A 26,466-nucleotide genomic window follows, 5' to 3' on the forward strand; every position below is an offset into this window, starting at 1 on the left:
GCCTTCTTCATACAGCTTCCTCGAGAATGATATCGGCGATGCGCTCGGCGGCATCGACCTTGGCCAGGGCACGCGCGGCTTGCGCCATCTGCATGCGGCGGGCGGGATTTTCGGACAGATCGCGCAGCGTTGCGGCAATGCCGTCGGCCAGCGTTCCGTCCTGCTTCAGCAACACCGCCGCGCCGCGCTCGACCAGGTACTCCGCGTTGCGGGTCTGGTGATCGTCGACGGCAGCGGGGAATGGCACCAGCACGCTGCCGACACCGACCGCGCACAGCTCGGCCAGCGTGGACGCGCCGGCGCGGCAGACAACCAGGTCAGCCCAGGCAAAGGCTTCGGCCATGTCGGCGATGAACGGCGTGATTTCCGCCTGCACACCGGCCTTGGCGTAAGCCTCCACCGCTTCGGCATGCATCTTCTCGCCGCTCTGGTGGCGCACCTGCACCGGCAGGCCGGCGCCCAGCGCGGCAATCGCCTGCGGCACGCCGGTATTGAGGGCACGCGCGCCCTGGCTGCCGCCCACCACCAGCACCCGCAGCGGGCCCTGCCGGTCGGCGAAGCGCTGTTCCGGCGGCGCGATGGCAGCGATTTCCGCGCGCACCGGGTTACCGACGAACTCCTCGCCCTTGGCGAAGGTGCCCGGGAAACCGGTCAGCAGGCGACGCGCATAACGCGACAGGATGCGGTTGGTCAGGCCCGGCGCACGGTTCTGCTCATGCACGATCAGCGGCAGGCCATGCAGGCGCGTGGCCATGCCACCGGGGCCGGAGGCAAAGCCACCGAAGGCGACCACCGCGCGCGGCTGGCGCTGGCGGATGATGAGCCCGGCCGCGCGCAGCGCGCGCATCAGCCGCCACGGCGCCGCCAGCAGGGCCAGCTTGCCCTTGCCGCGCAGGCCAGTGATGGCCAGCGTATCGATGGCGATGTCGCGCTGCGGCACCAGGCGGGTTTCCATCGCACCGTCGGCGCCCATCCAGGTCACCGGCACGCCGCGCTCGCGCAGCACGCGGGCCACGGCCAGGCCGGGGAAGATGTGACCGCCGGTGCCTCCGGCCAGGATCATCACCGGGCGCCCACTCTCGGTGGCTGCACTCATGACAGCCTCCCGAAGGTCGGTTCGATGCGCGACTGCAGGCGGCTGGTGCCACGTGCGGCGCTCGCTGCAGCGGACGCGGGTGCGACCGGCTCGGCACGCATCGGCACGCTGGCGTCCACCGCTGCGGCGGGCTTGTCCATCGGTTCGGCCGCGGCGTCTTCGGCGCCACCGATGCGCACGGCCTGGCGGCGCTCGGCGCGCTTGAGTTCATACGACACGCGCAGCAGCAGGCCCATCGCCACGCAGGTCATCAGCACCGACGAACCGCCGGAGGAGATCAGCGGCAGGGTCAGGCCCTTGGTCGGCAGGATGCCCAGGTTCACGCCGATCGAGACGAAGGTCTGCATGCTGATCCACAGGCCGATGCCGAAGGCGATGTAGCCGGAGAAGTGGCGCTTCATTTCCACGCAGCGCATGCCCAGCCAGAAGGTGCGGCCGACCAGCAGCGCATACAGCGCCACGATCACGCAGGTACCCAGGAAACCGAATTCCTCGGCGGTGACCGAGAAGATGAAGTCGGTGTGCGCTTCGGGCAGGTAGTACAGCTTCTGCACGGAGTTGCCCAGGCCGACGCCGGTCCATTCACCACGGCCCACCGCCATCAGCGCGTTGGACAGCTGGTAGCCGTCGCCCTGCTGGTCGGCCCACGGGTCCAGGAAGGAGGTGATGCGGCGCATGCGGTACGGCTCGATGATCGCCAGCGCGCTCATGCCGACCAGGCCGATGATCACCGGCATCGACATGCGCGGCATGTTCACCCCGCCCAGCACCAGCATGCCGGCGGTGATCGCCAGCAGCAGGGTCGAGGAACCGAAGTCCGGCTGCAGCAACAGCAGCACCACCAGCGCACCGGCCACGCCCAGCGGCTTGAGCATTGCCGGCCAGGTCGCATTGACCTCGTCGCGGAAACGCACCAGGTAGCTCGACAGCCAGACGATGTAGAGCACTTTCACCGCTTCGACCGTCTGGAACTTGGAAATGCCCAGGTTGATCCAGCGGCGCGCACCGTTGACCGTGCTGCCCAGTCCCGGTGCGAACACCGCCAGCAGCAGTACGAAGCAGCCCAGCAGCAGCATCTGGTTGTACTGCTCGATCGACTTCAGCTCGGTGCGGGCGGCAATGACCGCCAGCACGATACCCACCGCCAGGAATATCAGGTGGCGGTTGAGGTAATAGAACGGGCTGCTCATCAGCGCGATCGAGCTGGAGGCCACCATCACCACGCCGACACCGGTGAGCGCGATGATCGCGCCCAGCAGCCACTTGTCGTAGCTGCCTTCGATGGCTTCAAGGCGTGTTGCCTGGCGGGACAGGTCGTTCATCTCAGCGCACCTTCAACGTGGCCAGGCCGATCAGCACGAGCACGACGGAGATGATCCAGAAACGCACGATCACGCGCGGCTCCGGCCAGCCCTTCAGTTCGAAATGGTGGTGGATCGGCGCCATGCGGAACACGCGCTTGCCGGTCAGCTTGAACGAGGCGACCTGGATCATCACCGACAGCGTTTCGATGACGAACACGCCGCCCATGATCACCAGCACCAGCTCCTGGCGGGTGATCACCGCGATCGTGCCCAGCACCGCACCCAGTGCCAGTGCGCCGATGTCGCCCATGAAGACCATGGCCGGGTAGGTGTTGAACCAGAGGAAGCCCAGGCCCGCGCCGGCGATGGCCGCACAGATGATGACCAGCTCGCCGGCGCCCGGGATCTGCGGGATCTGCAGGTAGTTGGCGAACACCACGTTGCCCGAGGCGTAGGCGAACACGCCCAGCGCGCAGGCCACCAGCACGGTGGGCATGATCGCCAGGCCGTCAAGGCCGTCGGTCAGGTTCACCGCGTTGGAGAAGCCGACGATCCAGAAGTAGGCGATGGCCACGAAGCCGATGCCGGCCAGCGGCAGCGCGACCGACTTGAACATCGGGATGTAGAAGGTCAGCGCTGCCGGCACGTCGGCCGTGTAGAACAGGAACAGGCCCGCAGCCAGGCCGAAGATCGACTGCAGCAGGTACTTCCAGCGCGACTTCAGGCCGTTCGGGTCACGGCGGACGATCTTGATCCAGTCGTCATACCAGCCGATGGCGCCGAAGCACAGCATCACCGCCAGCACCAGCCACACGTAGCGGTTGCGCAGGTCGGCCCACATCAGCACCGACAGGGTGATGGTGAGCAGGATCAGCGAACCGCCCATGGTCGGCGTGCCGGCCTTGGAGAAATGGGTCTGCGGACCGTCCTTGCGGATCGGCTGGCCGCCCTTGAACTGGGCGAGCTTGCGGATCATCGCCGGGCCCAGCCACAGCGACAGGAACAGGGCCGTCAGCGCGGCAAGGATGGCGCGGAACGTCTGGTAGTTGAACAGCCCGAACAGGCTCTCCAACTGCTGCAACCATCGAGCCAGTTCATACAACATGCGGGGATTCCTCTCCTTGCGCCAGCAGCGCTTTGACAATCGTGTCCATGGCGCTGCCACGGGAACCCTTGACCAGGCAGCGCACGCCGGCGTGCAGCTCGTCCTTCAGCGCCTGCGACAGCGCGTCGTGGGTGGCGAAATGGCGGCCACCTTCGCCGAAGGCGGAGGCGGCAGCGGCGCTGAGCGGGCCCAGTGCATACAGGCGCTTCAGGCCGGCAGCACGTGCGCGGAGGCCGGCCTGCGCATGCAGCGCTTCCGCGTCCGGGCCCAGCTCGCGCATGTCGCCCAGCACCAGCCAGCCCTCTTCCGGCGCCGCGGCCAGGGCATCGATGGCCGCGGCCAGCGACCCGGGGTTGGCGTTGTAGCTGTCATCCACCAGCACCGCGCCATTGCGCAGCTGATGGGCGATCTGGCGACCCGGCACCGGCTGCGCTTCGGCCAGGCCGGCGGCAATCAGCGCCAGATCGACACCGGCGGCCAGCGCCAGGCTGGCGGCGGCCAGCGCATTGCTGACGTTGTGGCGACCCGGCAGGCCCAGCACCACGCGCGCTTCGCCGGCCGGTGCGACCAGAGTGAACTGGCTGCCCTGCGCACCGGCGCGGATATCGCGCGCGGTCACGTCCGCCGAGTGTTCCAGGCCATAGCGCAGCACGCGGCAACGCGCCGGGGTGCTGATGAAATGCTGTTCGAACCAGCGCCCATAGGCATCGTCGGCGTTGATCACCGCCACGCCATCGGCCGGCAGCGCGGCGTAGATCGCGCCCTTGGTCACCGCCACGCCGAGCAGGCTGCCCATGCGTTCCAGGTGCGCCGGGGCGATGTTGTTGACCAGCGCATAACGCGGGCGGGCGACGTCGGTCAGGTAGGCGATGTCGCCCGGCTTGCCGGCGCCCATCTCGTAGACGGCGTAGTCGGCATCTTCCGGCGCATCGATCACCGCCAGCGGCAGGCCGATCTCGTTGTTGCGGTTGCCCGGGTTGGCGTAGACCACCTTGTGCGCGTGCTGGGCCACCTGCTGCAGGATCGACAGCAGCAGGCTCTTCACGCTGGTCTTGCCATTGCTGCCGGTGATCGCGAACACCTCGGTGCCACGGTCACGCTGCATGCCGGTGGCGATCTTCGCCAGCGCCAGTTCGCTGTCGGCCACCAGCACCTGCGGCAGTTCGACCGGCAGCAGGCGCTCGACCAGCAGCGCACTGGCACCGCGCGCCTGCGCGTCGGCCGCGAAGTCATGGCCGTCGAAACGCTCGCCGCGCAGCGCCACATACAGACTGCCCGGACCGAGATTGCGGGTGTCATTGCTGACCGCATCGATGGCCACGTCATCGCCGTGGATCTCGCCGCCGGCCCAGTGTGCGATCAGCGAAAGCAGGGTGCGCTTCATGCGGCGCCCTCCCCGGCCTGCGCGCTGAGCACACCGGCCTTGGCCGCCAGTGCGGCGGCGGCCACTTCGGTGTCGTCGAAGTCATGGCGCACGCCATTCACTTCCTGGTACGGCTCGTGGCCCTTGCCGGCGATCAGGATGATGTCGCCGGCACCGGCACGCTTCACCGCCAGGCCGATCGCACGCGCGCGGCTGCGCTGCACGGTCACGGCATCGGCGTTCTGGAAGCCGGCCAGGATGTCAGCCACGATCACATCGCCATCTTCGCCGCGCGGGTTGTCGTCGGTGACGATGACCTGGTTGGCCAGGCGCTCGGCGATCGCCGCCATCTGCGGGCGCTTGCCGGTGTCGCGCTCGCCGCCGCAGCCGAACACGCAGAACAGCGTGCCCTGCAGGTGCCCGTGGAGGCTGTCCAGCGCCTGTTCCAGCGCATCCGGGGTGTGCGCGTAGTCGACCACCACCGTCGGCAGGCCGTCTTCACCGCCCAGGCGGTTCATGCGGCCACGGATCGGCTGCAGCGCCGACAGCACCTCGGCAATACGCGGCAGCGGCTGGCCCTGCGCATGCAGGGTACCGGCCACGGCCAGCAGGTTGTCCACGTTGAAGCGGCCCAGCAGCGGCGACTGCACCGCCGCGCGCTGGCCGTCGATGACCAACTCGAAGGCAATGCCACGACCGTCCAGCTGCAGCGCCTCGGCGCGCACGCTGGCGTCAGTGGCACCGCGCGAGCTCAGGCCGATCGGCTGCACGCCGGCCGGCAGGCCCGCGAACAGCTGCCGGCCGAAGGCATCGTCCAGATTGATCACCGCGGCCTTCAGGCCCGGGCGATGGAACAGCCGCGCCTTGGCCGCGCCGTAGCTGGCCATGTCGCCGTGGTAGTCCAGATGGTCGCGGGTGAGGTTGGTGAACACCGCCACGTCGTAGTGCACGGCGTCCACGCGGCCCTGGTCCAGCGCATGCGAGCTGACTTCCATCGCCACCGCGCGCGCACCGGCGTCGCGCAGCTGCGCCAGAAGCGCATGCATCTGCAGCACCAGCGGCGTGGTGAAGCCGGTCGGCTCGACCGCACCATAAAGCCCGGCACCCAGCGTGCCGATACTGCCACTGGGCGTTCCGAGCAGATGCCAGGCCTGGGCCAGCAGCTGCACGGTGGAGGTCTTGCCGTTGGTGCCGGTCACGCCGACCATCGCCATCGCCCGCGATGGCGCGCCATGGAACTGGTCGGCCATCGCGCCCATGCGCGCGCGCAGGCCCGGCACGGCGATCGCATCGGCCGGGGCCGGCAGATCGGCCGGTGCCGGCGGTTCGAACAGGATGGCACTGGCACCGGCAGCGCGCGCCTGCTCGACAAAGCCCAGGCCATGCGCGCCGAAACCGGCGATGGCGACGAAGGCGTTACCGGGGCGCACGGCACGGCTGTCCAGCACCAGGCCGGTCAGAACGGGATCATGACCCGCCAGGGCCACGTCCGGAAGCAACTGCGAAAGCAACATCGAAGGACTCATTGCGTGCCTCCCGTAGCGGGCGGCGTCTGGGCTTGCGCGCTTGGCAGCGCAGCGTCGAATTCAGCGGCGGCATCGACCGGCAGCGCGGTCTCGGCCGGCGGCGCAGGCAGAATCGACGCCGAATGGCCGACCTTGCCCGACTGCTGTGCGGCCAGCCACGACTGCAGGTCGTCCAGCGGCACGTCCATGAGGCGCAGGGTGCCTTCCATCACGTTGTGGTAGACCGGCGCCGACACCAGGCCGCCGTAGAACTTGCCGGCCTGCGGGTCGTTGATGACGATGACGGTGGCGAAACGCGGGTTGGTGGCCGGCACCACGCCGGCGAACAGCGCGTTGTAATGGCCGCGCTCATAACCGCCCGGGCCGGCCTTGCGCGCGGTGCCGGTCTTGCCGGCCACGCGGTAACCCAGCACCGCCGCCTGCTTGGCGCCGCCCTGGGTGACTACCGTTTCCATCATCGCCACCACCTGCCGGGCGACGTTCTCGTCGATGATCTGCTGGCCTTCATTGCGCTGGCCCTTGACGAAGGTCGGCGCGATCAGGCGCCCGCCGTTGGCCAGCGCCGAGTACGCGGTGGCAATCTGCAGCGGCGTGACCGACAGGCCATAGCCATAGGACATGGTGGTCTTGGTGGTACCCGACCAGCGTGCCGGACGCATCACCACGCCGGCCGATTCGCCCGGGAAACCGCTGTGCGGCGCCGAGCCATAGCCGAAGCGGCGCACGCCGTCGTAGAAGGTCTGGTCCGGCATCTTCGCCGCAACCTTGGCCGCACCCACGTTCGAACTGCGGGTGATCACGCCGGTCACGTTGAGCACACCGTTGTTGCGCGGCACGTCGCGGATGGTGAAGCGGCCCAGGGTCATGTAGCCCGGGTTGGTGTCGATGATGGTGTCCTTGGTCACCGCACCGGCCTGCAGCGCGGTGGCGATGGTCAGCGGCTTCATCGTCGAACCCGGCTCGACCAGGTCGGTCACCGCGCGGTTGCGGCGCGTATCGGGGATCGCGCCGGTCAGCGAGTTCGGGTTGTAGGTCGGCAGGTTGACCATGGCCAGGATCTCGCCGGTGGTCACGTCCATGATCACCATCGAACCACCGGCCGCCTTGTTGGCCACCAGCGCGTTGCGCAGTTCCTTGAAGGCCAGGTACTGGATGCGGCGGTCGATGCTGAGGGTCAGGTCCTTGCCCGGCTCGGCGGCGCGCAGCAGATCGCTTTCGACGGTCTCGCCCTTGCGGTTGCGGATCACCCGCTTGGCACCGGCCTTGCCGCGCAGCCATTCGTCGAACGCCAGTTCCAGGCCTTCCTGGCCGCGGTCGTCGATGTTGGTGAAGCCCAGCACGTGCGCCATCGCTTCGCCCTGCGGGTAGAAGCGGCGGAACTCGCGCTGCGCGGCCACGCCCGGAATCTTCAGCGCGACCACCTTCTCTGCCTCGTCCGGATTGATCCGGCGGCGCAGGTACATGAATTCCTTGTCCGACTTCTGCGACAGGCGGCTGCTCAGCTCATCCACCGACATGCCGACCGCCTGGGCCAGCTCCGGGATGCGCTCGGGCGAACGCAGCAGGTCCTGCGGGTTGACCCAGATCGAGGCGACCGGGGTGGACACCGCCAGCGGCTCGCCGTTGCGGTCGGTGATCATGCCGCGCGAGGTCTTGATCGGCAGCTCGCGCAGGTAGCGGGCCTCGCCCTGGCGCTGGTAGAAATCGCTGTTGATGATCTGCACGTAGGCCGCGCGACCCACCAGCGACACCGAGCACAGGCCAAGCGCCAGCGCGACCCAGCGCAGGCGCTGGCGCAGGTTGAAGGCGTTGCGCGGGCGGTTGCGGCCGGTCTTGCTCATGGGCGCACCACCACGATGTCAGCGGCCTCGGGGAACTTCATGCCCAGCTTCTCGCGGGCAATGCGGTCCACGCGGTTGGCTTCGGCCAGGGTGGCCTGTTCCAGCTGCAGGCGGCCGAACTCAAGGTTGATGTCATCGCGCTTGCGCTCGGCACGCGACAGTTCGATGAAGGTCTGCCGGTGGCGGTGGCGCACGAACACCACGCCGATCGCCGAGGCGACGGTGCAGGCCAGCAGGATGATCAGCAGCAGCCGGCTCATGCATCGGCCCCCCGCTTCTGTGCCACGCGCAGCACGGCGCTGCGGGCACGCGGGTTGGCGGCCAGCTCTTCGTCGGTGGCCTTGATGGCGCCGCCGATCAGGTCCAGCGTCGGCACGAACGCAACCGCCTCGGGCAGCCGGCGGTTGGCCGGCGGCGCCTTGGCCAGGCGGTTCATGTACTGCTTGACGATGCGGTCTTCCAGCGAGTGGAAGCTGATCACCGCCAGGCGGCCACCGGGCTTGAGCCGTTCCACCGCCGCATCGAGCCCGGCTTCCAGATCGGCCAGCTCGCGGTTGATGTGGATGCGGATGGCCTGGAAGCTGCGCGTGGCCGGGTGAATCTTGTCCTTCCCACGCGGCATCACCGAGGCGATCAGCTCGGCCAGTTCGGCGGTGCGGGAGAACGGCTGCTTCTCGCGGCGGGCCACGATGGCGCGGGCGATGCGCCGGCTCTGGCGCTCTTCGCCGTAGGTCCACAGCACATCAGCGATCTCGCGCTCTTCGACGCGGTTGATCCACTGCGCGGCGCTTTCACCGCTGTCCGGATCCATGCGCATGTCCAGCGGGCCGTCCTTGCCGAAGCTGAAGCCACGTTCGGCCACGTCCAGCTGCGGCGACGACACGCCGAGGTCGAACAGCACGCCGTCCAGGCCTTCGGCCGTCGCGTTCCACTGCAGCAGCTGGGCGAAGCTGCCCCGGAAAATGGACACGCGCGGGTCCGGCGCGAAATCGCGCTCGGCAACGGCGATGGCTTCCGGATCCTTGTCCATGACCAGCAGGCGCCCCTCGGGACCGAGCTGGGTGAGCACGCCACGCGCATGACCGCCACGACCGAACGTGCCATCCAGATAACGTCCGTTTTCGATCACCCTCAGGCCTTCAAGGACCTGGGTGTACAGGACCGGCAGGTGCACCGCCGGCGACTGCGACACCGGAAGGTGACCGGCCTGCGCTTCTGTGCGCATCCGGGCACCCCGGCTCACAACTTCAGGTCGAGCAACCCATCACCCAGATCCTCGTCAGACAACGTCTGCTGGATCAGGGCCCGATGCGCCTGCTCGCTCCACAATTCGAACTTGTCGCCCATACCGAGCAATACCGCCTTCTTCTCAATGCCCACCGCACCGCGGTGGCTGGCGGGGATGCTGATGCGACCGTTGCCGTCCAGTTCCAGATGGGCGGCCGAGCCGACCAGCTTCTGCTGCAACAGGCGCACGACGCGCTGGGTGTTGGGCTTGGACATCACATCGTCGCGGACCCGCTCCCATTCCGACTCTGCATACAGCCACAGGCAGCCGGCTTCGAACGGGTTGTAGGTCAGCACGAGACGGTTGTTGCTGGCGCGCGCGACGAGGTCGCGGTAAGCGGTGGGAACCGCCATGCGCCCTTTGTCGTCAACTGTGATGGCCGTCTCGCCCTGGAACACGACGCCTGCACCTTGTCCTTCGCCCGGTGAAACATTGAACCACGAAAACCCACAAAACACCCGGATTTCCCTCTGATGCCCACCTTAGCAGCGGGCCGAGGGTTGTCAACAACTTTTCAGCGGGGAAATCGCCAGCCGCATCAATGGCTTGCAACAACCTTTAGAGAATTGTTCAAGGCTTATCCACAAGTTGCTGATCCGTCTCAATTTTTGAGATTGAACGGAAGTTCAGGGGCGTGGAGAGGGCGTGAAACATCGGCCGCGCATTCATCCGGAACGGGCCGGAAACGGCGCCGGACTGCGCAAACCGTGCACAATGAGGCCATGTGCCTGCTCGCTCTTGGCTGGATGCACCACCCGCGCTGGCGGCTGGTGATGACCGGCAACCGTGATGAGTTCCACGCCCGCCCGACGGCGGCGCTGGCCCCCTGGCAGGATGAGACGTCCGTCATCGGCGGGCGCGATCTGCGCTCCGGCGGTGGCTGGGCCGGGGTTGGCGCCTCGGGCCGGATGGCGGTGGTCACCAACGTCCGCGACCCGCTGGCGGCCCAGACCGGCCCGTCGCGGGGCGCGCTGGTGGCCGACTTCCTGCGCGGCCGCGACCCGGCCGCTGTGCATATCGACCGATTGGCGACCGTGGCTGGCGCCTATGCCCCGTTCAATCTGTTGCTGGCCGATAGCGACAGCCTGGAGTACCTCGGCAACCATCCCGCCGAACGGCAGACCCTCGGCCCGGGCGTGCACGGCATGTCCAACGGCGCGCTGGACGCGCCCTGGCCGAAGACCCGGCGGCTGATGGCGGCCCTTGAAGCCTGGCTTCAGAATGACGGGGTCAGATCCCTTTCGCACAGCGAAAGGGATCTGACCCCGGACCTGACCCCACTCTGGAATGCTCTGGCCGACGAACACCGCCCTGCCGACAGCGACCTGCCCGACACCGGCATCGGCCTGGAACGCGAGCGCTGGCTGAGCCCGGCCTTCATCCGTGGCGATGACTACGGCACCCGCGCCAGCACCGTGCTGCTGATCGACGCCGACGGCCATGGCGAGATCCACGAACGCCGCTTCGGCCCGCAGGGCACTCCCAGCGGACAGAGCCACGTCATTTTCTGACCCGGTCATGACGGCCCTTGGCCGGATGCTCTTGGCGGGGGTAGTGCCGGCCGCTGGCCGGCAGCCCTGCGATGTCTGGACGGACAGGAAGTTGCCGGCCAGCGGCCGGCACTACCCGCACGCGTGTCGTCATTGAAGTGACGGTCGTCGTCAGCGCACCACGCCTGAAACGTCATTCAGCTTCCAGCCGCGACCGCGATCCGTCCGCGCCACAGCGGTTTCAGCATCACAGCCAGCCGACTGTGCCCTTTTCGCAATCGACACTGTGTCTATAAATGTCGCCCCTGACCTCCCAGGTTGGTCGCGCCCGGCATCGCGCCGCGCAATCGACCACACCCCCCAAGGAGGCCCCATGCGTCGCATTCTCATCCTGTTCGCCACCCACCTGCTTGCTCTCGGCCTGGGCTTCGGCCTGGGCATCTATCTGCTGCCGATCCTGATCGCCCCCGATGACCCGCCGGTCACGCAGGTGCAGGCCGCGATGAACGACGCCACCTATCGCACCACCTTCCGTCGCGACCTCAAAGGCAGCGACGCGGTGCACTGGGCCGAAGGCAAGGTCAGCGTCAGCGCCACCCAGGTTGCCTTCGACGGCAAGATGGGACCGGGCCCGGACTACAAGGTCTACCTGGTCCGCGACTTCGTCGACAACAAGGCCGACTTCCTGAAGATCAAGGCGCAGGCCCAGCGCATCGGCGAGGTGAAGACCTTCAACCGCTTCCTGGTGGATGTGCCCGCGAACGTGGACGTGGACGACTACACCACGGTGGTGGTGTGGTGCGAGCGCTTCTCGCAGTTCATTTCCGCCGGGCAGTACCGCACGCCGGGCTGACAGCATGGGGTCGGATCCCTTTCCTCCGGAAAGGGATCCGACCCCGCAATCACGGTAGCTCCACGCCATGCGTGGAAGAAGAAGGAGGCGGAGCCGGCCGATAAGCCGGGTTCTGTCGTGGACAGTCATTCCTCTAGGCGTTACGTCACCGCAACGCTCAAGCAACCTACCCGGATCCAACGCGGGCCGCGCCAAAGGATCCCTATTTGGTCTTGCTCCAGGTGGGGTTTGCCGTGCCGGTCTGTTGCCAGACTCGCGGTGCGCTCTTACCGCACCATTTCACCCTTACCGGCCTTCCGAAGAAGACGTAGGCGGTATCTTTCTGTTGCACTTTCCGTCGGCTTGCGCCGCCCAGGCGTTACCTGGCACCTTGCCCTATGGAGCCCGGACTTTCCTCGGCACCCCCGAAGGGATGACGCGACTGTCTGGCCGGCTCCGCCAGCGCATATTCTAGCGTACGCAGGTCCTTCCTGCCGTGCTGATCGCGGCGTCCGGTTCATCCATCCACGCATGGCGTGGATCTACTGCAGTAGCGCCACGCCATGCGTGGCTGCAGCAATCCATCAACTACCGTACAACGCCTTGCGCGGCGCGCCGGTCAGTTCCGCGGCCAGTTTGGCGGCGGTGGACGGTGGCAGGTGCTCGCTCAGCTTCGCGTAGACGCGGCGGCCATGTGCCAGCTGCGCTTGTTCGTCATCACCCGCTCCCTGCACCATCACCACGAACTCGCCCTTGCGCTGGTTGTCGTCGGCCTCGACCTTGGCCAGCAGGCCCGCCAGGTCACCATCGAGCACGGTCTCGAACAGCTTGGTCAGCTCGCGGGCCAGCACCGCCGGGCGTTCGCCACCGAAGATCGCCGCCATGTCGGCCAGCGATTCGGCGATGCGGTGCGACGATTCGTAGAACACCATCGTGCGCACTTCGCCGGCCAGCGCCTGCAGGCGGTCGCGGCGGCCGCTGGCCTTGGCCGGCAGGAAGCCCTCGAAACTGAAACGGTCGCTGGGCAGGCCGGCCACGCTCAGCGCGGCGATGGCGGCACAGGCACCGGGTACCGGGCTGACCTTGATGCCCGCCGCGCGCGCGGCACGCACCAGGCGGAACCCGGGGTCACTGACCAGCGGGGTACCGGCATCGCTGACCAGCGCCAGCGACTCGCCGGCCTGCAGGCGCGAGACCAGGCGCTGCGCCAGGGCCTCTTCATTGTGTTCGTGCAGGGCCACCAGTGGTTGCTGGATGCCGAAATGGGACAGCAGCTGGCCACTGCGGCGGGTGTCCTCGGCACAGATGGCCGCCACCGAACGCAGCACCTCCTGCGCGCGCGGGCTCAGATCGGCCAGGTTGCCGATCGGGGTGGCGACGACGTACAGGGTTGGGACACTCATTTCAGCGGTACTCACGGGGCAAGGGTAGAATCGTAGCGTGTACCCGGCCAAGGCCGCTGCCCTCATCGCATGGACCCGATCATGAACAAGCCCGCCGCACGGTTCTCCGCCCTGTCGTTGTCGCTGATGCTGCTGGCCGGTTGTGCCACCACCAGCCTGACCAGCACCCCCGATTCGCCGGCCCAGGGCCAGGCGCTGGCGCTGATCGAACAGGGCAAGCCGCGCGACGCCGCACTGCAGCTGGAAGGCCTAGCCGCCACGCTGCGTGGCGGCGCCCGCAGCAACGCACTGGCCGACGCGGCCTGGGCCTGGCACCTGGCCGGCGACAGTGCCCGCGCGCGCAGCCTGCTGGGCCAGCTCACCGCCCGCCAGCTGTCCGGCGCCAGCCTGCAGCGCTACCAGCTGACCGGTGCCGAGCTGGCGCTGGCCGACAAGCAGCCTGCGCAGGCGCTGGCGCTGCTGAAGGATCATGCCGACAGTGTTGCGGTCGGCCTGCGCACCCGCTGGCTGCTGGCCCGCGCCCAGGCCCTGCAGGGCACCGGCGATGCCTTCGGTGCCGCCAACGAGCGCGCCCGTGCCCATGCCGGCCTGACCGGCAGCGCGCGCAGCGAGAACCAGGCCGCCATCGCCGGCCTGCTCGGCACCCTCGACGACGCCACCCTGCGCAGCCGTGCCGCCGCGCTGCCGGCCAACGACCCGCTGTACAACTTCGCCGGCCGTGCGCTGATCGCGCGCGGCCTTCCGCTGCCGCGCCCGTTCGACCGCGATGGCGCGGCCCAGTTCGACACCAGCAAGCGCCCGCCGGCGATGAGCGACGGTTACCGCCCGCCGGCCAAGCTGGCCGTGCTGCTGCCGCTCAGCGGCCGCCTGGCCACCGCCGCGCAGCCGGTGCGCGATGGCCTGTTGAGCGCCTACTACGGTGAAAGCCGCCGCCGCCCGGACATCAACTTCTTCGACACCGCCGGCACCCCGGCCGGTGCCCTCGCCGCCTATGACAAGGCGGTCGCCTCCGGTGCCGACTTCGTGGTCGGACCGCTGGGCCGCGACGAAGTGGACGCCGTGTACGGCCGCCAGCAGCTGCAGGTGCCGGTGCTGGCCCTGAACCGTGGCAAGGACGCACCGCCGGCCGGCAGCGCCGGTTTCTCGCTGGCACCAGAAGACGACGGCATCGTCGCCGCCGAATACCTGCGTGGCCGCGAACGCAACCGCGCACTGGTGATCAGCAGCAATGACGACACCGGCCGCCGTTCCGCCGCCGCCTTCGCGCAGCGCTTCGCACAGCGCGGTGGGCAGGTGGTGGCCACCTTCAACGTCAGCGATGCCGTTGGCGATGTCGGCGCGCAGGTGCGCAATGCCGGCCAGGTCGATGCGGTGTTCCTCGCCGTGCGTGCACCGCAGGCCCGCCTGCTGGCGCCGCAGCTGGCGCTGGCCGGTGCCGGTGGCGCCACCCGCGTCGGCACCTCGCAGCTGACCGTCGGCAGCGGCAAGGTGGAAGAAGACGTGGCCCTGGACGGCATCGTCTACCCGAATGAAGCCTGGAACGTGCGCAGCGTGTCCGGCCTGCCCTCGGCCAGCCAGGTGGCCAGCACCCTGCCGAGCGCACGCGGTGCGGCCGGCCGCCTGTTCGCGTTCGGCGCCGACGCCTGGAAGATCACCGCCTATCTGGACAAGCTGTCCAACGAAGGCGGCCTGGACGGTGCCACCGGCACCCTGTTCCTGGACAGCAACGGCAACATCCTGCGCCAGCCGGCATGGTCGACCTTCAATGGCGGCCGGCCGATGCCGATCGTCGGTGGTCGCTGAGCGCAGCCAACGTGGCTCGGCGGTGGAAGCCGCCGCCGAGCAGCATCTGCAACAGGCCGGACTGCAGCCGCGTGCGCGCAACGTGCGTTATCGCGGCGGTGAACTGGACCTGGTGATGGACGATGCCGGCATCGTGGTGTTCGTGGAGGTGCGCTATCGCGCGCGATCAGAGTACGGTGGCGGTGCCGCTTCAGTCGATGCGCGCAAATGCCGGCGCCTGGCGCATGCCGCGCAGCTGTACCTGCAGGACAACCCGACGCTGGCCAATGCGCCCTGCCGTTTTGATGTGGTCGACGCCACCGGCGAGCCGCCGCAGCTGCGGTGGCTGCGTGATGCGTTCCGGCTGGATGATTGCTGATGGGTACCGTCCGCTCTGGTAGAGGCCGACCTTGGTCGGCGCTTCTGTGCCAACCAAGGTTGGCACCTCCCAGAGCGCAGCCAGGCCGGCACGACCACGGTGTGTGACTGATGCCTTCGATCATCACCCATGCTGCTGTGCCGCTGGCGCTGTGGTGCGCCGCTGATCGCGGCCGCATCCCGCCGCGCCTGCTGGTTGCAGGCGTGATCGCCGCGATGCTGCCCGATGCCGATGTACTGGCCTTTGCGCTGCACATTCCCTATGCGGATGCCTTCGGCCATCGCGGTGCCAGCCATTCGCTGCTGTTTGCCGGAGTGCTGGCGGCATTGGCGGCGGCGTTGGCGTTCTTTGGTAGTCGCCGACCTTGGTCGGCACCACACAGCCCCGGTAGTCGCCGACCTTGGTCGGAGCAGCACAGCTCCGGTAGTCGCCGACCTTGGTCGGCGGTTTCGTGCCAACCAAGGTTGGCACCTACCAAGGCAGGGCCAACGGTGACATCGACCGTACAAGCCGCTGTATTCGTCTTCGTCTGCGCCGCCAGCCATCCACTGCTGGATGCGATGACCTCCGGCGGCCTCGGCGTCGCACTGGCCTGGCCGTGGAGCGAACACCGCTTCTTCGCGCCGTGGCGACCGATCCGCGTTTCACCCTTCGCCCCACAGTTCTTCAGCGCACGCGGCGTGGCTACCCTGCTCTCCGAACTGCGCTGGGTGTGGCTGCCACTGGCCGGCGCCGTTGTCGCCTGGAAACTGATCCAACCCGCTCCTGCTGCCTCTCGAGATCCGTCATGAGTCCTGCCCTGCCTGCTGCCCTGGTCGCCGAACTGTCCACCCTGCTGGGCGCGGAGGGCTGGCGCATGGATGACAGCGCGCTGGAGGCCAACGCGCAGGACAATTCATGGCGCCGCCAGCGTCCGGCAGCCGTGGCGCTGCCCGCCGACGTCGAACAGGTTCAGGCACTGGTGCGTGCCTGTCGCGCGCATGGCGTGGCGCTGGTCGCGCGCGGCGCCGGCACCGGCACGACCGGTGCAGCCGTCCCGCGGCCGGGCAGCATCGTGCTGTCGTTCACCCGCATGGACCGCATCATCGAGATCCGCGCCGGTGATCGTTGCGCGGTCGTGCAGCCGGGTGTGCTCAATGGAACCCTGCAGCAGGCCCTGGCCCCGCATGGCCTGTTCTGGGCACCGGATCCTTCCAGCGCCGAGATCTGCAGCATCGGCGGCAACCTCGCCTGCAATGCCGGTGGCCCGCGCGCGGTGAAGTACGGCACCAGCCGCGACAATGTACTGGGCCTGGTGGCGGTGACCGGCACCGGCGAAGTGGTCCGCTGCGGCGGCGCCTACACCAAGGACGCCACCGGCTACGACCTCACCCATCTACTGGTGGGCAGCGAAGGCACACTGGCACTGATCGTGGAAGCCACGTTGAAGCTCACCCCGTTGCCGGTCAGCCAGGCCGGGCTGCGCGTGCTGTACCGCGACGCCGATGCCGCCGCCGCCGCGGTTTCCCGGTTGATGTCACAGCCGGTGGTGCCGACCCGGCTGGAGTTCATGGATGCGCGTAGCCTGGAGCTGCTGCGGCTCAATGGTGCCGACGTGCCAGAGGCCGGTGCGATGCTGCTGGTCGAGGCCGATGGTGACCACGACACCCTGCCCTATCTGCTGCAGGCCCTGGCCAGCGCCGCCGAAGGCGACGGCATGATCGAACTGGACGTGGCGATGGAAGGCCGCGCACGCGACCAGCTGTGGGCGGCGCGCAAGGCGCTGTCGCCTGCGCTGCGCAGTGTGGCGCCGGGCAAGATCAATGAAGATGTAGTGGTCCCGGTGTCGCGCATTCCGGAGCTGGTGGCCGGCGTGCAGGCGCTGGCACGTGACTACACGCTGACCATCGTCACCTTCGGCCATGCCGGCAACGGCAACCTGCACGTCAACATCCTCTACCACCCGGACGATGCCGACGAGAACGCACGCGCACATGCCGCGCTGCCAAGGATCTTCGAGCTGACGCTGGCATTGGGCGGCACGTTGTCGGGCGAACACGGCATCGGCCTGGCCAAGCGCGATTTCATGGCGCAGGCCTTCACCCCGGAAACGCTGGCAACGATGCGCGCGATCAAGGCCGCGCTGGACCCGGACGGCATCCTCAACCCCGGTAAGGTGCTGCCGCCGGCATAGACTGCGCGCACTCCTGCGCGCTCCTGTAGAGCCGAGCCATGCTCGGCTGCTCTTCGACCAGATCGCGATGACGCCCGCGCTGTGCGCGCAAGCCGAGCGTGGGCTCGGCTCTACACCGTCTTGTCGGCTGCGATATCGATCAGGGTCTGCCGGAAACTGGGCAGCAGCACGCGGTTGCCATGCCCGCTCAGGTGATCATTGTCGAAGAACAATGGTTCGCCGTCTTCCACCGCCGAACAGGCCTGCGGCCCGCACAGCAGTGGCAGCGGATCCCACACGGTCATTGACGGGTAACGTGCCGCCAGGTCATCCAGCAGTGCCATCTGCGGCACGCGCAGCATTTCCAGATCCGCACGCGGCATGCTCAGACCGCCGGCACACGCCGGATTGCGGCGGTTGAACCAGTCCGAACAGCGGTACGCACCGGCCTTGAACAACGGCAACGGTGCATCCACAACCACGTGCACGCCCAGCTTCTGCAGACGCCCAAGAACACGACCAGCCTCATCACGCGCGGCCTGCGCATTGGTCGGCGTGCGTTCGGCCAGCAGCTGTTGATAGATCTGCTGTGCATCCTGCCGCTGCCAGTCGAACCCACGCAGTTCCGGCATGCGCAAGGCCGCCAGCAGCACGATGTCACCCGGGCGCGCCTCGCGTTCGATGGTCGACAGCGTGTCTTCAATGAAGTCCTGGCAGTCGGCCGGGCTGGCCCGCAGCAGGTTGACGAAGCTGCAGCCGCCGCGATCCTGCTGGCGCACCTCCATGCCGGTCTGCCGCGCGACCATGCTGGTCATGGTGCGATACGCCGCCGCATGCGAGTCGCCGGCCACGAACAGGCGCCGCCCTTCAAGCGCCGGCGCACTCACCGGTTCCAGCGGGCGCCACGCCGGGTAGCGACGCGCCTGCCATGCGTAGCCGTTGCGGGTGACGCTGAGCGAGACCTGCTCGTGGTACTCGACCGTGGCCCAGGCGCCGGCACCGCACAGCGCCACCAGCGGAAACGCCATCGCCAGCACCTTGGCCGGTGCCAGCCGCAGCAGCGGCGCCGCACTGCGCAGCGGGCGCTCGATGAAGTGGTAGGACGCGGCCGACACCGCCAGCAGCAGCACCGGATACAGCCACAGCGCGACGCCATGCAGGCCATACGTCCAGCGCAGCAGTACCAGCAGCGGCCAATGCCACAGGTACAGCGAATAGGACAGCCGACCCAGGTAGGCCAGCGGTGCGCAGCCCAGCGCACGGGCGATGCGCGATGTCCCCGCTGTCGACACGCCCGCCAACAGCAGCAGGGTACCGGCCACGGTCGCCAGCACGCCCGGCACCGGCATCGCCAACTGCGGGGCGATCAGCACACCCGCGGCCAGCAGCGCCAGGCCCGCCGCGGCAGCCGCGCCGCTGCCCTGGCGTGGCGTACGTTTATGCATCCACTGGTAGAGCAGCGCACCTGCGGCCAGCTCCCAGAACCGCGCCGGCAGCAGATAGAACGCCGACGCCGGCGCCGATCGCGCCTGCCAGCCCGCCCACGCCAGCGACAGCATGGTGAGCGCCGGCAACAGCCAACGCGCCCCCGGCCAGCGCTCACGCCCGCGCAGCCACACGAAGAACAACAGCGGGAAGACCAGGTAGAACTGCTCTTCCACACCCAGCGTCCAGGTATGCAGGAACGGATTGAGTTCAGCGCCGGGCGAGAAGTAATCGTCCTGCTGGCCGGCCAGCACGATGTTGCTGAAACCGACCAGCGCGGCCCAGCCGGTCTGGTCGAACTGCTCATTGCGCCACGCGCGGGGAATGAACAGTGCCGACAGTACGAAAGTGGCCATCAGCATCACCAGCAGCGCCGGCAACAGGCGCAGCACGCGACGCCGGTAGAAATCGAGCAGCATCGCACCCAGCGATGCTTGGGCGCGCGAGGCCAGCGACTGGCTGATCACGAAGCCGGATACCACGAAGAACAGGTCCACACCGGTGAAGCCGCCGGGCAGCCACGTCGCGTTGGTGTGGAAGACGACGACGGCCAGCACCGCCAATGCGCGCAGGCCATCGATGGCGGCGTTGTGGGAACGTTCGGGAGGGGACATGCAGGCAACGGACGGAGAACGATCCGACAGCATCACCATCACTGCCGCAGTCATTCAATGGATGATCGCGACAGGCGTGGACAACGTTCAGGTCCGGTCCCGGATCGACGCGATTGTAGCGTCGAGCCATGCTCGACTGCTTTCCGGTCAGGTCGCGCTGAGTCGAGCATGGCTCGACTCTACAGGAAATGTCGCAATTGCCACATTGAAGCGCGCGCCGCACGTCTGCAACGTTTTCGAATTTTCAAATCTTTCTCATTGACATACCTGGCACGGCATGCAAATCATGTAGCGCCACCGACAACGGGTGGCACGGGCTTCCAATCCCGATCGGTAACACTGTTGTTTACGCTTGTCTGCCGGCGTCACCCTTTCCTTGTTGGGTGGCGTCGGCAGGCATTCTGTCCGCGCACCTATGGCGGGCGGTGCGTGGGGGCCTCGTGCCCGCCGGCGTTTCGCAGTGTTACCACCGGTATTGGAACCACTCACCGTCCGCCACCCCCGCTGTTAAGCAGGGTGGCCCCTTGCCGCTTGCACAAGGACGCCGCCATGACCGCTTCCCCTTACCCGCACCTGTTCGCCACCTTGGGCGAGGCCGCCACGCGCCTGCCCGATGACCTGGCCCGCACGCTGGAAGACACCTTCGTTGCGCTGCAAAGCGGCAACAGCGCTGGCGCCATCACCCTGCAGGCCTGCCTGCAGTACATCCGCCAGGGCGATGCCGCCGATGGCCAGCCGTGGCCCGGCCACAACCGTACGCCTGGTCAGCGGCTGGCATTGGCGCGCATCGACCGCGCCAATGCGGGGCTGAGTTTCCTGCTGGAGCTGCTGCACGCCACCGAACGCGTACGCGTGGACGGGGATATTGATCAGCAGATAGGCGATGGCGCGCGCGAGGGCCTGCTGCTGGCCTGCCGTGGACTGGCCGAGTATGTGGATGTGCAGTTGCGGGCAGTGTAAGCATCCAACAAGGAGAACTGCGGGGTAGCGCTCAGTTCAGTCGCGCACTGCGCGCAATTGCAACGATTCCGATGGCTCCTCATCACAGGAGCACCAATAGTGCGCACTTCTTTTCAGGGAGTGCCCAGATGCACAAGATGATGATTCCGCTTGTCCGCTACGCACAGTTCAGCGGACGCGCCAGTCGCAGTGAATTCTGGTGGTTCCAGTTGTTCGTCGTGATCGTGCTGATACCGTCGAATGTGCTGGGCTTCATTGCTGGCTACACCGGTTCAAGCACGCTGGCACTGATATCGACGGGCGTGGGCGCATTGGTGTGGCTGGCGATCATCGTGCCGATGATTGCAGTGACCGTGCGCCGCCTGCATGACACCGACCGTTCCGGCTGGTGGTACCTGCTGATGCTGGTGCCGATTGTGGGCCTGGTGGTGCTGGTGTTCCTGCTGCTACCCGGCACGCCGGGCAACAACCGCTTCGATGCAGCGGTTCCGCACGTGTAACCAGCCCGCGTTGGTAGGTGTCGGCCTTGGTCGACACGGTGTTGCCAAGGGCGACTGACACATCCGTGCCAACCAAGGTTGGTACCTACCAGAGCAACATCGATGCATTTCACTTGGGGTCAGATCCCTTTGCGGCGCAAAGGGATCTGACCCCCCGAAGCTTGGCACCCAGCAGGGCGGTACCGCTGCGGCTACGCGAAGTGCTGGTAACCGCCGTCGGCGGCTTCGCCATCCACATGCACGCCCTGCCCTTCGGCAATCCGACCGATGCGGGTGAGCGGCACGTCCAGCGATTCGGCGAGGTAGTGCAGTGCCTCGCGCTGGTCGGCGGCGGCGGTGAAGCACAGTTCGTAGTCGTCGCCCCCGCGCAGTGCGCAGTCGCGCGCAGTGTCGCGGCCGAGCAGCTCACGCAGCGCGTGCGAGATCGGCAGCGAATCGGCATCCACATGCGCGGCCACGTTGCTACGCGTGGCGATATGACCGAGGTCGGCCAGCAGGCCGTCGGACACATCCACCGCCGCGTGCGCGAAGGCCCGCAGGCGCAGGCCGAGGGTCACGCGCGGTGTCGGCCGCAGCAGGCGCAGGCGCAGGCTTTCGTAGTCGGCCAGCAGCGTGGCGGTGGCGATGCTCAACGCACCTTGTTGCCACAGGCGCAGCGCACCGGCGGCATCGCCGAGCGTGCCACTGACCCAGATGTCATCACCCACCTGTGCGCGGTCGCGACGCAGGGCCTGGCCACGCCCGACCTGGCCCATCGCGGTCACCGACAGCGACAGCGGACCGCGCGTGGTGTCGCCACCGATCAGCGCGATGTCGTGCTGGTCGGCCAGGGCGAAGAAGCCATCGGCAAAGGCCTCGATCCAATCTTCAGACGCTTCCGGCAGTGACAGTGCCAGCGTGCACCATGCCGGGCGCGCGCCCATCGCGGCCAGGTCCGACAGGTTGACCGCCAGGGTCTTCCAGCCGATGTCGAAGGCAGGCGTCTCAACCGGGAAGTGCACGCCGCTGTTGAGCGTATCGGCGGTGACCACCAGTTGCTCGTTGGCACGCGGCTGCAGCAGCGCGGCGTCGTCACCGATGCCGAGCAGGATGTCGTCGCGCTCGAGGGTGCGGGCGCGGATGCGGTCGATGAGGGCGAATTCGGCCAGGGACATGGGGCGTTCCCGCTGTTGTACGTGCCGCGCAAGGCGCGGTGGGCGGTAGTGCCGGCCGCTGGCCGGCAACCTCAGGATCCCTGCAGCTGCCGGCCAGCGGCCGGCACTACCACAGGTGGGTCAGTGACCCGATTCGACCTTGCGCCATTCCACGGCGGCACGATCCAGCACGCCGTTGACGTAGGTGTGGCCGTGTTCGGAACCGAAGCGCTTGGCCGATTCGATCGCTTCGTTGATCACCACGCGGTATGGCACGTCCAGGCGGTAGCGCAGCTCGTAGGCGGCCAGGCGCAGCACCGCGCGTTCGATCGCGTCCACTTCCTCGATGTCACGGTCCAGGTACGGGCCGAGCGCTTCATCGATGTCACGACGGTTGTCGAGCACGCCGTGCAGCAGCGCCTCGAAGTACGCCAGGTCAGCGATTTCACGGGCCTGCTCGTGGGCGAACTGGGCGATCAGCGACTGTGCGTTGCCGCCGGAGATCTGCCAGGCGTAGATGGCCTGCACGGCACGACGGCGGGCGCGCGAGCGCAGCACCGGATCGACGCCATCGCGGCGGACGGGTTTACCGGAGGGCTTGCCCTGGGTGTTCTTGTTCATGGCAGTTGCTCCAGCAGATTGACCATTTCCAGTGCGGCGAGTGCGACTTCCTCGCCCTTGTTGCCGTGGCTGCCGCCTGCGCGGGCCTCGGCGTCTTCAACGCGTTCCACCGCCAGCACGCCGTTCAGCACCGGCACGCCGAAATCCAGCTGCACGCGCATCAGGCCTTCGGCGCAGCGGTCGGCCACGTGTTCGTAGTGGCGGGTGTCGCCACGGATCACGCAGCCCAGGGTGAGGATGGCGGCGTGTTCATGGGCGGCGGCCAGGCGCGCGGCCACCAGCGGCAGTTCCCAGGCACCCGGCACGCGGATCACGTCGATGTTGGCTTCGGTGATGCCGTTGCCGGCCAGGCTCAGGCGCGCGCCTGCGACCAGCGCGTCGGTGATGCGGGCGTTCCAGCGGCTGGCCAGGATGGCGAAGCGCGCCGACTCGGGAGTGCGAAGATCGCCTTCGTAGTGGCTCATATGCGGCTTGGGGACTCGATAAGGGGGTAATTCTAGCGTGGATGGGCCCCGGCCGTGGCTGGCGGGGGCCCGCAGGGTGTGCCGACCAACGGTCGGCACCCACCGGTGGCATGGGGTCGGCACCCACCGGTAGTGCCGGCCGCTGGCCGGCAATCCCCCATTACAGGGTGACCGTCTCCACCACTTCCAGGCCGTAACCGGCCAGGCCAACCTGGCGGCGCGGGGTGCCCAGCACCCGCAGCTTGCCCAGGCCCAGGTCGGACAGGATCTGTGCGCCGGCACCGTTGCGGCGCCACTGGCCCACATCCTTGTCCTTGCCCGGCACCACCGGCGCCGGCTGCTGGCGCAGGCGGGCCAGCAGGGCTTCACCGTCGCGCGGGGCCGACAGCACCACCATCACGCCGGCGCCCTCGGCATTGATCGCGCGCAGGGCATCGGTGGCCGCCACGCCGAAGTCGTCGCGGCGCCAGTGCAGCAGGTCGGCCAGCGGGTTTTCCACCTGTACGCGTACCAGGGTCGGGGTGTCCGCATCCGGCGTGCCACGAACCAGCGCGAAGTGCAGGTCGTGGGCGATGCGGTCGCGGTAGGTCACCAGCTTGAACGGACCGAATTCGGTGTCGATCTCGCGCTCGTCCACGCGCTCGACGGTCTTTTCGGTGGCCAGGCGGTAGGCGATCAGATCGGCGATGGAGCCCATCTTCAGGCCGTGCTCGCGGGCGAACACTTCCAGCTCCGGGCGGCGCGCCATGCTGCCATCCGGGTTCAGGATTTCCACCAGCACGCCGGCCGGTTCCAGCCCGGCGAGCATGGCCAGGTCGACGCCGGCTTCGGTGTGGCCGGCGCGGGTCAGCACGCCGCCCGGCTGGGCGATCAGCGGGAAGATGTGGCCCGGCTGGTGCAGGTCCGACGGCTTGGCATTGGGCTTTACCGCGGTGCGGATGGTATGCGCGCGGTCATGCGCCGAAATGCCGGTGGTGACGCCCTCGGCGGCCTCGATGCTGACCGTGAAGTTGGTCTGGAACTGGGCGGTATTGGCCTGCACCATCGGCGCCAGGCCGAGGTCGGCGGCGCGGCTGCGGGTCAGCGGCAGGCACACCAGGCCGCGGCCGTGGGTGACCATGAAGTTGATGTCCGACGGCTTGACCAGCTCGGCGGCCATGATCAGGTCGCCTTCGTTCTCGCGGTCTTCGTCATCGACGATGACCACCATGCGGCCCAGGCGGATGTCTTCCAGGATTTCCGGAATCGGGGCGAAGTTCATGCTGCGTCTCCCTGTGGGTGCTGACCGTTGCTCGGCACACCCATCAATCGCTCGACGTAACGGGCCACCAGATCGATTTCCAGATTGACCGCGCTGCCCACGCCGGTGGCGGAGAAGGCGGTGTTGGCCACGGTGTGCGGGATCAGGGCGACTTCAAAACCGTCGTCGTCCACTTCGTTGACGGTGAGGCTGACGCCGTCAACGCAGATCGAGCCCTTCTTGGCGATATAGCGGCGCAGCGAGGCCGGCGCGGCGAAACGCCAGCGCTGGGCCCGCGCGTCGTCATGGATGGACAGCACCTGGCCGAGGCCGTCGACGTGGCCGCTGACCAGATGGCCGCCCAGGCGGTCGGTCGGGCGCATGGCGCGCTCCAGATTGATGACCGCCCCTTCGCCCAACTGGCCCAGCGTGGTCAGGCCCAGGGTCTCGGTGGAGGCATCGGCCTGGAAGCTGCTGGCGTCGAACGCGATGACGGTGAGGCAGACGCCGTTGATGGCGATGCTCTCGCCCATCTGCACGTGGTCGAACGGCAGATTCCCGACGTGGAAGGTGAAGCGGACATCGCCGCCGATGGATTCGCGTGCAGCCAGACGGCCGACGCCTTCGATGATTCCAGTAAACAAGTAACGTTCTCCGCGAAAAGTGAGCGAAAAACGCCGCAAGGCAAACAGGCGGGCGCAGGGCCGCGAAGGCCCTGTGGCACCGTCTTCTTTCATCCGGACTATGACCGTCGGCTCCGGCATTGGACCGGATCTGCTGACCCCCGGCCGTGGGCCGGGGCGCTCGCGGGCTCGTGCTTGCGCACCTACCGCCGGTGGGGAATTGCACCCCGCCCTGAAGACGTTTGTGTACCGGCGAACCGGCGTGGCTAGTGTACCAGCCCGTGCTGAACGGGGTGGGGATGACCGGGGTCTGATCCCTTTCCGCAGGCAAGGGCTCTGGCCCCGGCCCTCTCGAAATCGCTACGGGTCAGAGCCGTTTTCCGACGGAAAACGGATCCGACCCCGATGCAGGCCGGCTCGGCCGGCTCGCATTCTGATGACCGGGGTCGGATCCCTTTCCGCAGGAAAGGGCTCTGACCCCGGCCAAGCCAGACCAGCTTGTGACGGCCGTCTCTCGCATTTTGTAAAACTTTCATTAAAATCCGCAGCGGACGACATGAGGTCGCCACGGGCAGCCGCGAGGGCAGGCCCGCCAATGGACTGAAATTCACAGGAATTCCCATGCGCAAGATCCTGATCGTGGCCGCCCTGCTGGCCGCTGCTCCGTTCTCGGCTTCGGCCGACGCCCTGAGCTACACCTACGTGGAAGGCGGCTGGACCCAGGTCCAGGTTGACGACAACGTGCTGGACGACCCGAAGGTCGACGGTGGCTACCTGCGCGGCTCGGTCGCGCTGGCCGAGCAGGTCTACGTGTTCGGTGGCTGGTCGCGCACCAGCAAGACCCGCCACTACGGCGAAGACTCGCTGAAGCTGGAACTGAACCAGCCGGAGCTGGGTATCGGCTACCACATGCCGTGGACCGACCGCCTGGACTTCACCGCCGATGCCGCCTGGGTGCGCCAGAACGCTGAATCGACCCTGCGCTACGACGGCGTGCGTTACCACGGCAAGGACCACACCAACCTGGGCCGCGTCACCATGGGTATCCGCGGCAAGCCGTCGCGCATGACCGAAGCCTGGGCCAAGGCCGGTTACATGGATGGCGGCAACAACTACAAGGGCACCTGGGTCGGTACCGTCGGCGGCCAGGTCAACTTCACCAAGACCTGGGGTGTAGTGGGCGAGATCGCCGGCTACCGCGACGTCACCCAGTACTCGGTCGGCGTCCGCGCCAGCTTCTGATTTACCGATCGCTCCTCGTCGTG

26 protein-coding genes, 1 other RNA gene and 1 riboswitch are annotated in these 26,466 nt (G+C 67.8%); of the genes, 10 read left to right on the forward strand and 17 right to left on the reverse strand.

Features of this window, described 5'->3' with window-relative positions; all coding sequences use genetic code 11:
• Positions 1–7: 7 nt before the first annotated feature.
• From murG to mraZ, 9 genes are read right to left on the reverse strand one after another with little or no spacing between them, the layout of a single operon-like run.
• Positions 8–1,096, reverse strand: coding sequence for an undecaprenyldiphospho-muramoylpentapeptide beta-N-acetylglucosaminyltransferase (murG, locus tag VG556_RS15360; protein WP_014645941.1), 1,089 nt, complete (start codon positions 1,094–1,096; stop codon positions 8–10).
• Positions 1,093–2,418 (reverse strand): putative lipid II flippase FtsW, encoded by a 1,326-nt coding sequence (gene ftsW, locus VG556_RS15365; RefSeq protein ID WP_014645940.1) that lies wholly within the window; start codon positions 2,416–2,418, stop codon positions 1,093–1,095. Before ftsW ends, murG begins: the two co-directional genes overlap by 4 nt.
• Position 2,419: 1 nt before the next feature.
• Positions 2,420–3,505 carry a phospho-N-acetylmuramoyl-pentapeptide-transferase gene (gene mraY, locus VG556_RS15370; protein WP_004154219.1) on the reverse strand — a complete coding sequence of 362 codons (1,086 nt, stop codon included), beginning with the start codon at positions 3,503–3,505 and terminating at the stop codon, positions 2,420–2,422.
• Positions 3,495–4,889, reverse strand: coding sequence for a UDP-N-acetylmuramoyl-tripeptide--D-alanyl-D-alanine ligase (locus VG556_RS15375; RefSeq protein ID WP_032956672.1), 1,395 nt, complete (start codon positions 4,887–4,889; stop codon positions 3,495–3,497). The genes mraY and VG556_RS15375 overlap by 11 nt, the downstream gene beginning before the upstream one ends.
• Entirely contained in the window at positions 4,886–6,394 is a 1,509-nt protein-coding gene (locus VG556_RS15380; RefSeq protein ID WP_032956669.1) for a UDP-N-acetylmuramoyl-L-alanyl-D-glutamate--2,6-diaminopimelate ligase, read from the reverse strand. The genes VG556_RS15375 and VG556_RS15380 overlap by 4 nt, the downstream gene beginning before the upstream one ends.
• Positions 6,391–8,235, reverse strand: a complete 1,845-nt coding sequence (locus tag VG556_RS15385; RefSeq protein WP_014645937.1) for a peptidoglycan D,D-transpeptidase FtsI family protein — start codon at positions 8,233–8,235, stop codon at positions 6,391–6,393. The genes VG556_RS15380 and VG556_RS15385 overlap by 4 nt, the downstream gene beginning before the upstream one ends.
• Positions 8,232–8,495, reverse strand: coding sequence for a cell division protein FtsL (ftsL, locus tag VG556_RS15390; protein WP_005415286.1), 264 nt, complete (start codon positions 8,493–8,495; stop codon positions 8,232–8,234). The genes VG556_RS15385 and ftsL overlap by 4 nt, the downstream gene beginning before the upstream one ends.
• The gene (rsmH, locus tag VG556_RS15395) at positions 8,492–9,460 is read right to left on the reverse strand and encodes a 16S rRNA (cytosine(1402)-N(4))-methyltransferase RsmH (protein WP_100449342.1); all 969 of its coding nucleotides are present in this window, start codon (positions 9,458–9,460) and stop codon (positions 8,492–8,494) included. The genes ftsL and rsmH overlap by 4 nt, the downstream gene beginning before the upstream one ends.
• A 14-nt stretch (positions 9,461–9,474) precedes the next feature.
• Complete coding sequence (gene mraZ, locus VG556_RS15400; RefSeq protein ID WP_004143635.1) at positions 9,475–9,921, reverse strand: division/cell wall cluster transcriptional repressor MraZ; 447 nt, start codon at positions 9,919–9,921, stop codon at positions 9,475–9,477.
• Between the two features lie 324 nt (positions 9,922–10,245).
• Here mraZ and VG556_RS15405 point away from each other — a divergent pair, with 324 nt between their 5' ends.
• Both VG556_RS15405 and VG556_RS15410 read left to right on the forward strand, forming a co-directional pair.
• Complete coding sequence (locus VG556_RS15405; protein ID WP_100449341.1) at positions 10,246–11,034, forward strand: NRDE family protein; 789 nt, start codon at positions 10,246–10,248, stop codon at positions 11,032–11,034.
• Positions 11,035–11,386: 352 nt separating this feature from the next.
• On the forward strand, positions 11,387–11,866 hold the full coding sequence (locus VG556_RS15410; protein ID WP_049405822.1) for a DM13 domain-containing protein: 480 nt from the start codon (positions 11,387–11,389) through the stop codon (positions 11,864–11,866).
• 85 nt (positions 11,867–11,951) lie between these two features.
• On the opposite strand, the gene rnpB is transcribed toward VG556_RS15410, so the two are convergent.
• Both rnpB and rsmI read right to left on the reverse strand, forming a co-directional pair.
• Positions 11,952–12,303: RNase P RNA component class A (rnpB, locus tag VG556_RS15415), an RNA gene on the reverse strand.
• A 126-nt stretch (positions 12,304–12,429) separates the two neighbouring features.
• A complete protein-coding gene (gene rsmI / locus VG556_RS15420; protein WP_014645933.1) occupies positions 12,430–13,248 on the reverse strand; it encodes a 16S rRNA (cytidine(1402)-2'-O)-methyltransferase in 819 nt (272 codons plus the stop codon).
• An 81-nt stretch (positions 13,249–13,329) separates the two neighbouring features.
• On the opposite strand from rsmI, the gene VG556_RS15425 reads away from it, so the two are divergent.
• The 4 genes from VG556_RS15425 to VG556_RS15440 all read left to right on the forward strand — a co-directional run bounded on the left by VG556_RS15425 (position 13,330) and on the right by VG556_RS15440 (position 17,582).
• On the forward strand, positions 13,330–15,051 hold the full coding sequence (locus VG556_RS15425) for a penicillin-binding protein activator (RefSeq protein ID WP_032956659.1): 1,722 nt from the start codon (positions 13,330–13,332) through the stop codon (positions 15,049–15,051).
• Positions 15,041–15,409, forward strand: a complete 369-nt coding sequence (locus VG556_RS15430) for a YraN family protein (protein ID WP_181452944.1) — start codon at positions 15,041–15,043, stop codon at positions 15,407–15,409. Before VG556_RS15425 ends, VG556_RS15430 begins: the two co-directional genes overlap by 11 nt.
• A gap of 110 nt (positions 15,410–15,519) precedes the next feature.
• Positions 15,520–16,200 (forward strand): metal-dependent hydrolase, encoded by a 681-nt coding sequence (locus VG556_RS15435; RefSeq protein WP_100449339.1) that lies wholly within the window; start codon positions 15,520–15,522, stop codon positions 16,198–16,200.
• On the forward strand, positions 16,197–17,582 hold the full coding sequence (locus VG556_RS15440; RefSeq protein WP_100449338.1) for an FAD-binding oxidoreductase: 1,386 nt from the start codon (positions 16,197–16,199) through the stop codon (positions 17,580–17,582). The genes VG556_RS15435 and VG556_RS15440 overlap by 4 nt, the downstream gene beginning before the upstream one ends.
• 110 nt (positions 17,583–17,692) lie before the next feature.
• On the opposite strand, the gene VG556_RS15445 is transcribed toward VG556_RS15440, so the two are convergent.
• Positions 17,693–19,714, reverse strand: a complete 2,022-nt coding sequence (locus tag VG556_RS15445; RefSeq protein WP_100449337.1) for an acyltransferase family protein — start codon at positions 19,712–19,714, stop codon at positions 17,693–17,695.
• Here VG556_RS15445 and VG556_RS15450 point away from each other — a divergent pair.
• From VG556_RS15450 to VG556_RS15460, 3 genes are all read left to right on the forward strand, one after another.
• Positions 19,659–19,922, forward strand: a complete 264-nt coding sequence (locus VG556_RS15450) for a hypothetical protein (RefSeq protein WP_423180031.1) — start codon at positions 19,659–19,661, stop codon at positions 19,920–19,922. The genes VG556_RS15445 and VG556_RS15450 overlap by 56 nt on opposite strands.
• 287 nt (positions 19,923–20,209) lie before the next feature.
• Positions 20,210–20,620 carry a hypothetical protein gene (locus VG556_RS15455; RefSeq protein WP_049407605.1) on the forward strand — a complete coding sequence of 137 codons (411 nt, stop codon included), beginning with the start codon at positions 20,210–20,212 and terminating at the stop codon, positions 20,618–20,620.
• 128 nt (positions 20,621–20,748) lie between these two features.
• The gene (locus tag VG556_RS15460) at positions 20,749–21,120 is read left to right on the forward strand and encodes a DUF805 domain-containing protein (RefSeq protein WP_100449336.1); all 372 of its coding nucleotides are present in this window, start codon (positions 20,749–20,751) and stop codon (positions 21,118–21,120) included.
• 191 nt (positions 21,121–21,311) lie between these two features.
• Here the strand turns inward: VG556_RS15460 and thiL are convergent, their stop codons facing one another.
• From thiL to VG556_RS15485, 5 genes are all read right to left on the reverse strand, one after another.
• The gene (gene thiL, locus VG556_RS15465) at positions 21,312–22,274 is read right to left on the reverse strand and encodes a thiamine-phosphate kinase (RefSeq protein WP_100449335.1); all 963 of its coding nucleotides are present in this window, start codon (positions 22,272–22,274) and stop codon (positions 21,312–21,314) included.
• 120 nt (positions 22,275–22,394) lie between these two features.
• Complete coding sequence (nusB, locus tag VG556_RS15470) at positions 22,395–22,874, reverse strand: transcription antitermination factor NusB (protein WP_032956631.1); 480 nt, start codon at positions 22,872–22,874, stop codon at positions 22,395–22,397.
• A complete protein-coding gene (gene ribH, locus VG556_RS15475) occupies positions 22,871–23,338 on the reverse strand; it encodes a 6,7-dimethyl-8-ribityllumazine synthase (RefSeq protein WP_005415267.1) in 468 nt (155 codons plus the stop codon). The genes nusB and ribH overlap by 4 nt, the downstream gene beginning before the upstream one ends.
• A gap of 160 nt (positions 23,339–23,498) precedes the next feature.
• Positions 23,499–24,599, reverse strand: coding sequence for a 3,4-dihydroxy-2-butanone-4-phosphate synthase (ribB, locus tag VG556_RS15480; RefSeq protein WP_053495656.1), 1,101 nt, complete (start codon positions 24,597–24,599; stop codon positions 23,499–23,501).
• Entirely contained in the window at positions 24,596–25,222 is a 627-nt protein-coding gene (locus tag VG556_RS15485) for a riboflavin synthase (RefSeq protein ID WP_014645921.1), read from the reverse strand. The genes ribB and VG556_RS15485 overlap by 4 nt, the downstream gene beginning before the upstream one ends.
• Before the next feature lie 77 nt (positions 25,223–25,299).
• A riboswitch (FMN riboswitch) is annotated at positions 25,300–25,445 on the reverse strand.
• A 377-nt stretch (positions 25,446–25,822) separates the two neighbouring features.
• Here VG556_RS15485 and VG556_RS15490 point away from each other — a divergent pair.
• Entirely contained in the window at positions 25,823–26,443 is a 621-nt protein-coding gene (locus tag VG556_RS15490; protein ID WP_014645920.1) for a hypothetical protein, read from the forward strand.
• The last annotated feature ends 23 nt before the right edge of the window (positions 26,444–26,466 follow it).

This window comes from Stenotrophomonas sp. CASM106, from assembly GCF_049384825.1.
GTDB lineage: Bacteria > Pseudomonadota > Gammaproteobacteria > Xanthomonadales > Xanthomonadaceae > Stenotrophomonas > Stenotrophomonas muris.

Bases quoted from the DNA above. Each gene is read 5' to 3' on its own strand.
- murG (WP_014645941.1), bottom strand. From the start codon at position 1,096: ATGAGTGCAGCCACCGAGAGTGGGCGCCCGGTGATGATCCTGGCCGGA.
- VG556_RS15440 (WP_100449338.1), top strand. From the start codon at position 16,197: ATGAGTCCTGCCCTGCCTGCTGCCCTGGTCGCCGAACTGTCCACCCTG.
- VG556_RS15375 (WP_032956672.1), bottom strand. From the start codon at position 4,889: ATGAAGCGCACCCTGCTTTCGCTGATCGCACACTGGGCCGGCGGCGAG.
- VG556_RS15450 (WP_423180031.1), top strand. From the start codon at position 19,659: ATGCAGGCAACGGACGGAGAACGATCCGACAGCATCACCATCACTGCC.
- VG556_RS15405 (WP_100449341.1), top strand. From the start codon at position 10,246: ATGTGCCTGCTCGCTCTTGGCTGGATGCACCACCCGCGCTGGCGGCTG.
- nusB (WP_032956631.1), bottom strand. From the start codon at position 22,874: ATGAACAAGAACACCCAGGGCAAGCCCTCCGGTAAACCCGTCCGCCGC.
- rsmI (WP_014645933.1), bottom strand. From the start codon at position 13,248: ATGAGTGTCCCAACCCTGTACGTCGTCGCCACCCCGATCGGCAACCTG.
- VG556_RS15410 (WP_049405822.1), top strand. From the start codon at position 11,387: ATGCGTCGCATTCTCATCCTGTTCGCCACCCACCTGCTTGCTCTCGGC.
- ftsL (WP_005415286.1), bottom strand. From the start codon at position 8,495: ATGAGCCGGCTGCTGCTGATCATCCTGCTGGCCTGCACCGTCGCCTCG.
- rsmH (WP_100449342.1), bottom strand. From the start codon at position 9,460: ATGCGCACAGAAGCGCAGGCCGGTCACCTTCCGGTGTCGCAGTCGCCG.
- VG556_RS15425 (WP_032956659.1), top strand. From the start codon at position 13,330: ATGAACAAGCCCGCCGCACGGTTCTCCGCCCTGTCGTTGTCGCTGATG.
- VG556_RS15380 (WP_032956669.1), bottom strand. From the start codon at position 6,394: ATGAGTCCTTCGATGTTGCTTTCGCAGTTGCTTCCGGACGTGGCCCTG.
- VG556_RS15445 (WP_100449337.1), bottom strand. From the start codon at position 19,714: ATGACTGCGGCAGTGATGGTGATGCTGTCGGATCGTTCTCCGTCCGTT.
- mraY (WP_004154219.1), bottom strand. From the start codon at position 3,505: ATGTTGTATGAACTGGCTCGATGGTTGCAGCAGTTGGAGAGCCTGTTC.
- ftsW (WP_014645940.1), bottom strand. From the start codon at position 2,418: ATGAACGACCTGTCCCGCCAGGCAACACGCCTTGAAGCCATCGAAGGC.
- ribH (WP_005415267.1), bottom strand. From the start codon at position 23,338: ATGAGCCACTACGAAGGCGATCTTCGCACTCCCGAGTCGGCGCGCTTC.
- ribB (WP_053495656.1), bottom strand. From the start codon at position 24,599: ATGAACTTCGCCCCGATTCCGGAAATCCTGGAAGACATCCGCCTGGGC.
- VG556_RS15490 (WP_014645920.1), top strand. From the start codon at position 25,823: ATGCGCAAGATCCTGATCGTGGCCGCCCTGCTGGCCGCTGCTCCGTTC.
- VG556_RS15385 (WP_014645937.1), bottom strand. From the start codon at position 8,235: ATGAGCAAGACCGGCCGCAACCGCCCGCGCAACGCCTTCAACCTGCGC.
- VG556_RS15435 (WP_100449339.1), top strand. From the start codon at position 15,520: ATGCCTTCGATCATCACCCATGCTGCTGTGCCGCTGGCGCTGTGGTGC.
- thiL (WP_100449335.1), bottom strand. From the start codon at position 22,274: ATGTCCCTGGCCGAATTCGCCCTCATCGACCGCATCCGCGCCCGCACC.
- VG556_RS15460 (WP_100449336.1), top strand. From the start codon at position 20,749: ATGCACAAGATGATGATTCCGCTTGTCCGCTACGCACAGTTCAGCGGA.
- VG556_RS15455 (WP_049407605.1), top strand. From the start codon at position 20,210: ATGACCGCTTCCCCTTACCCGCACCTGTTCGCCACCTTGGGCGAGGCC.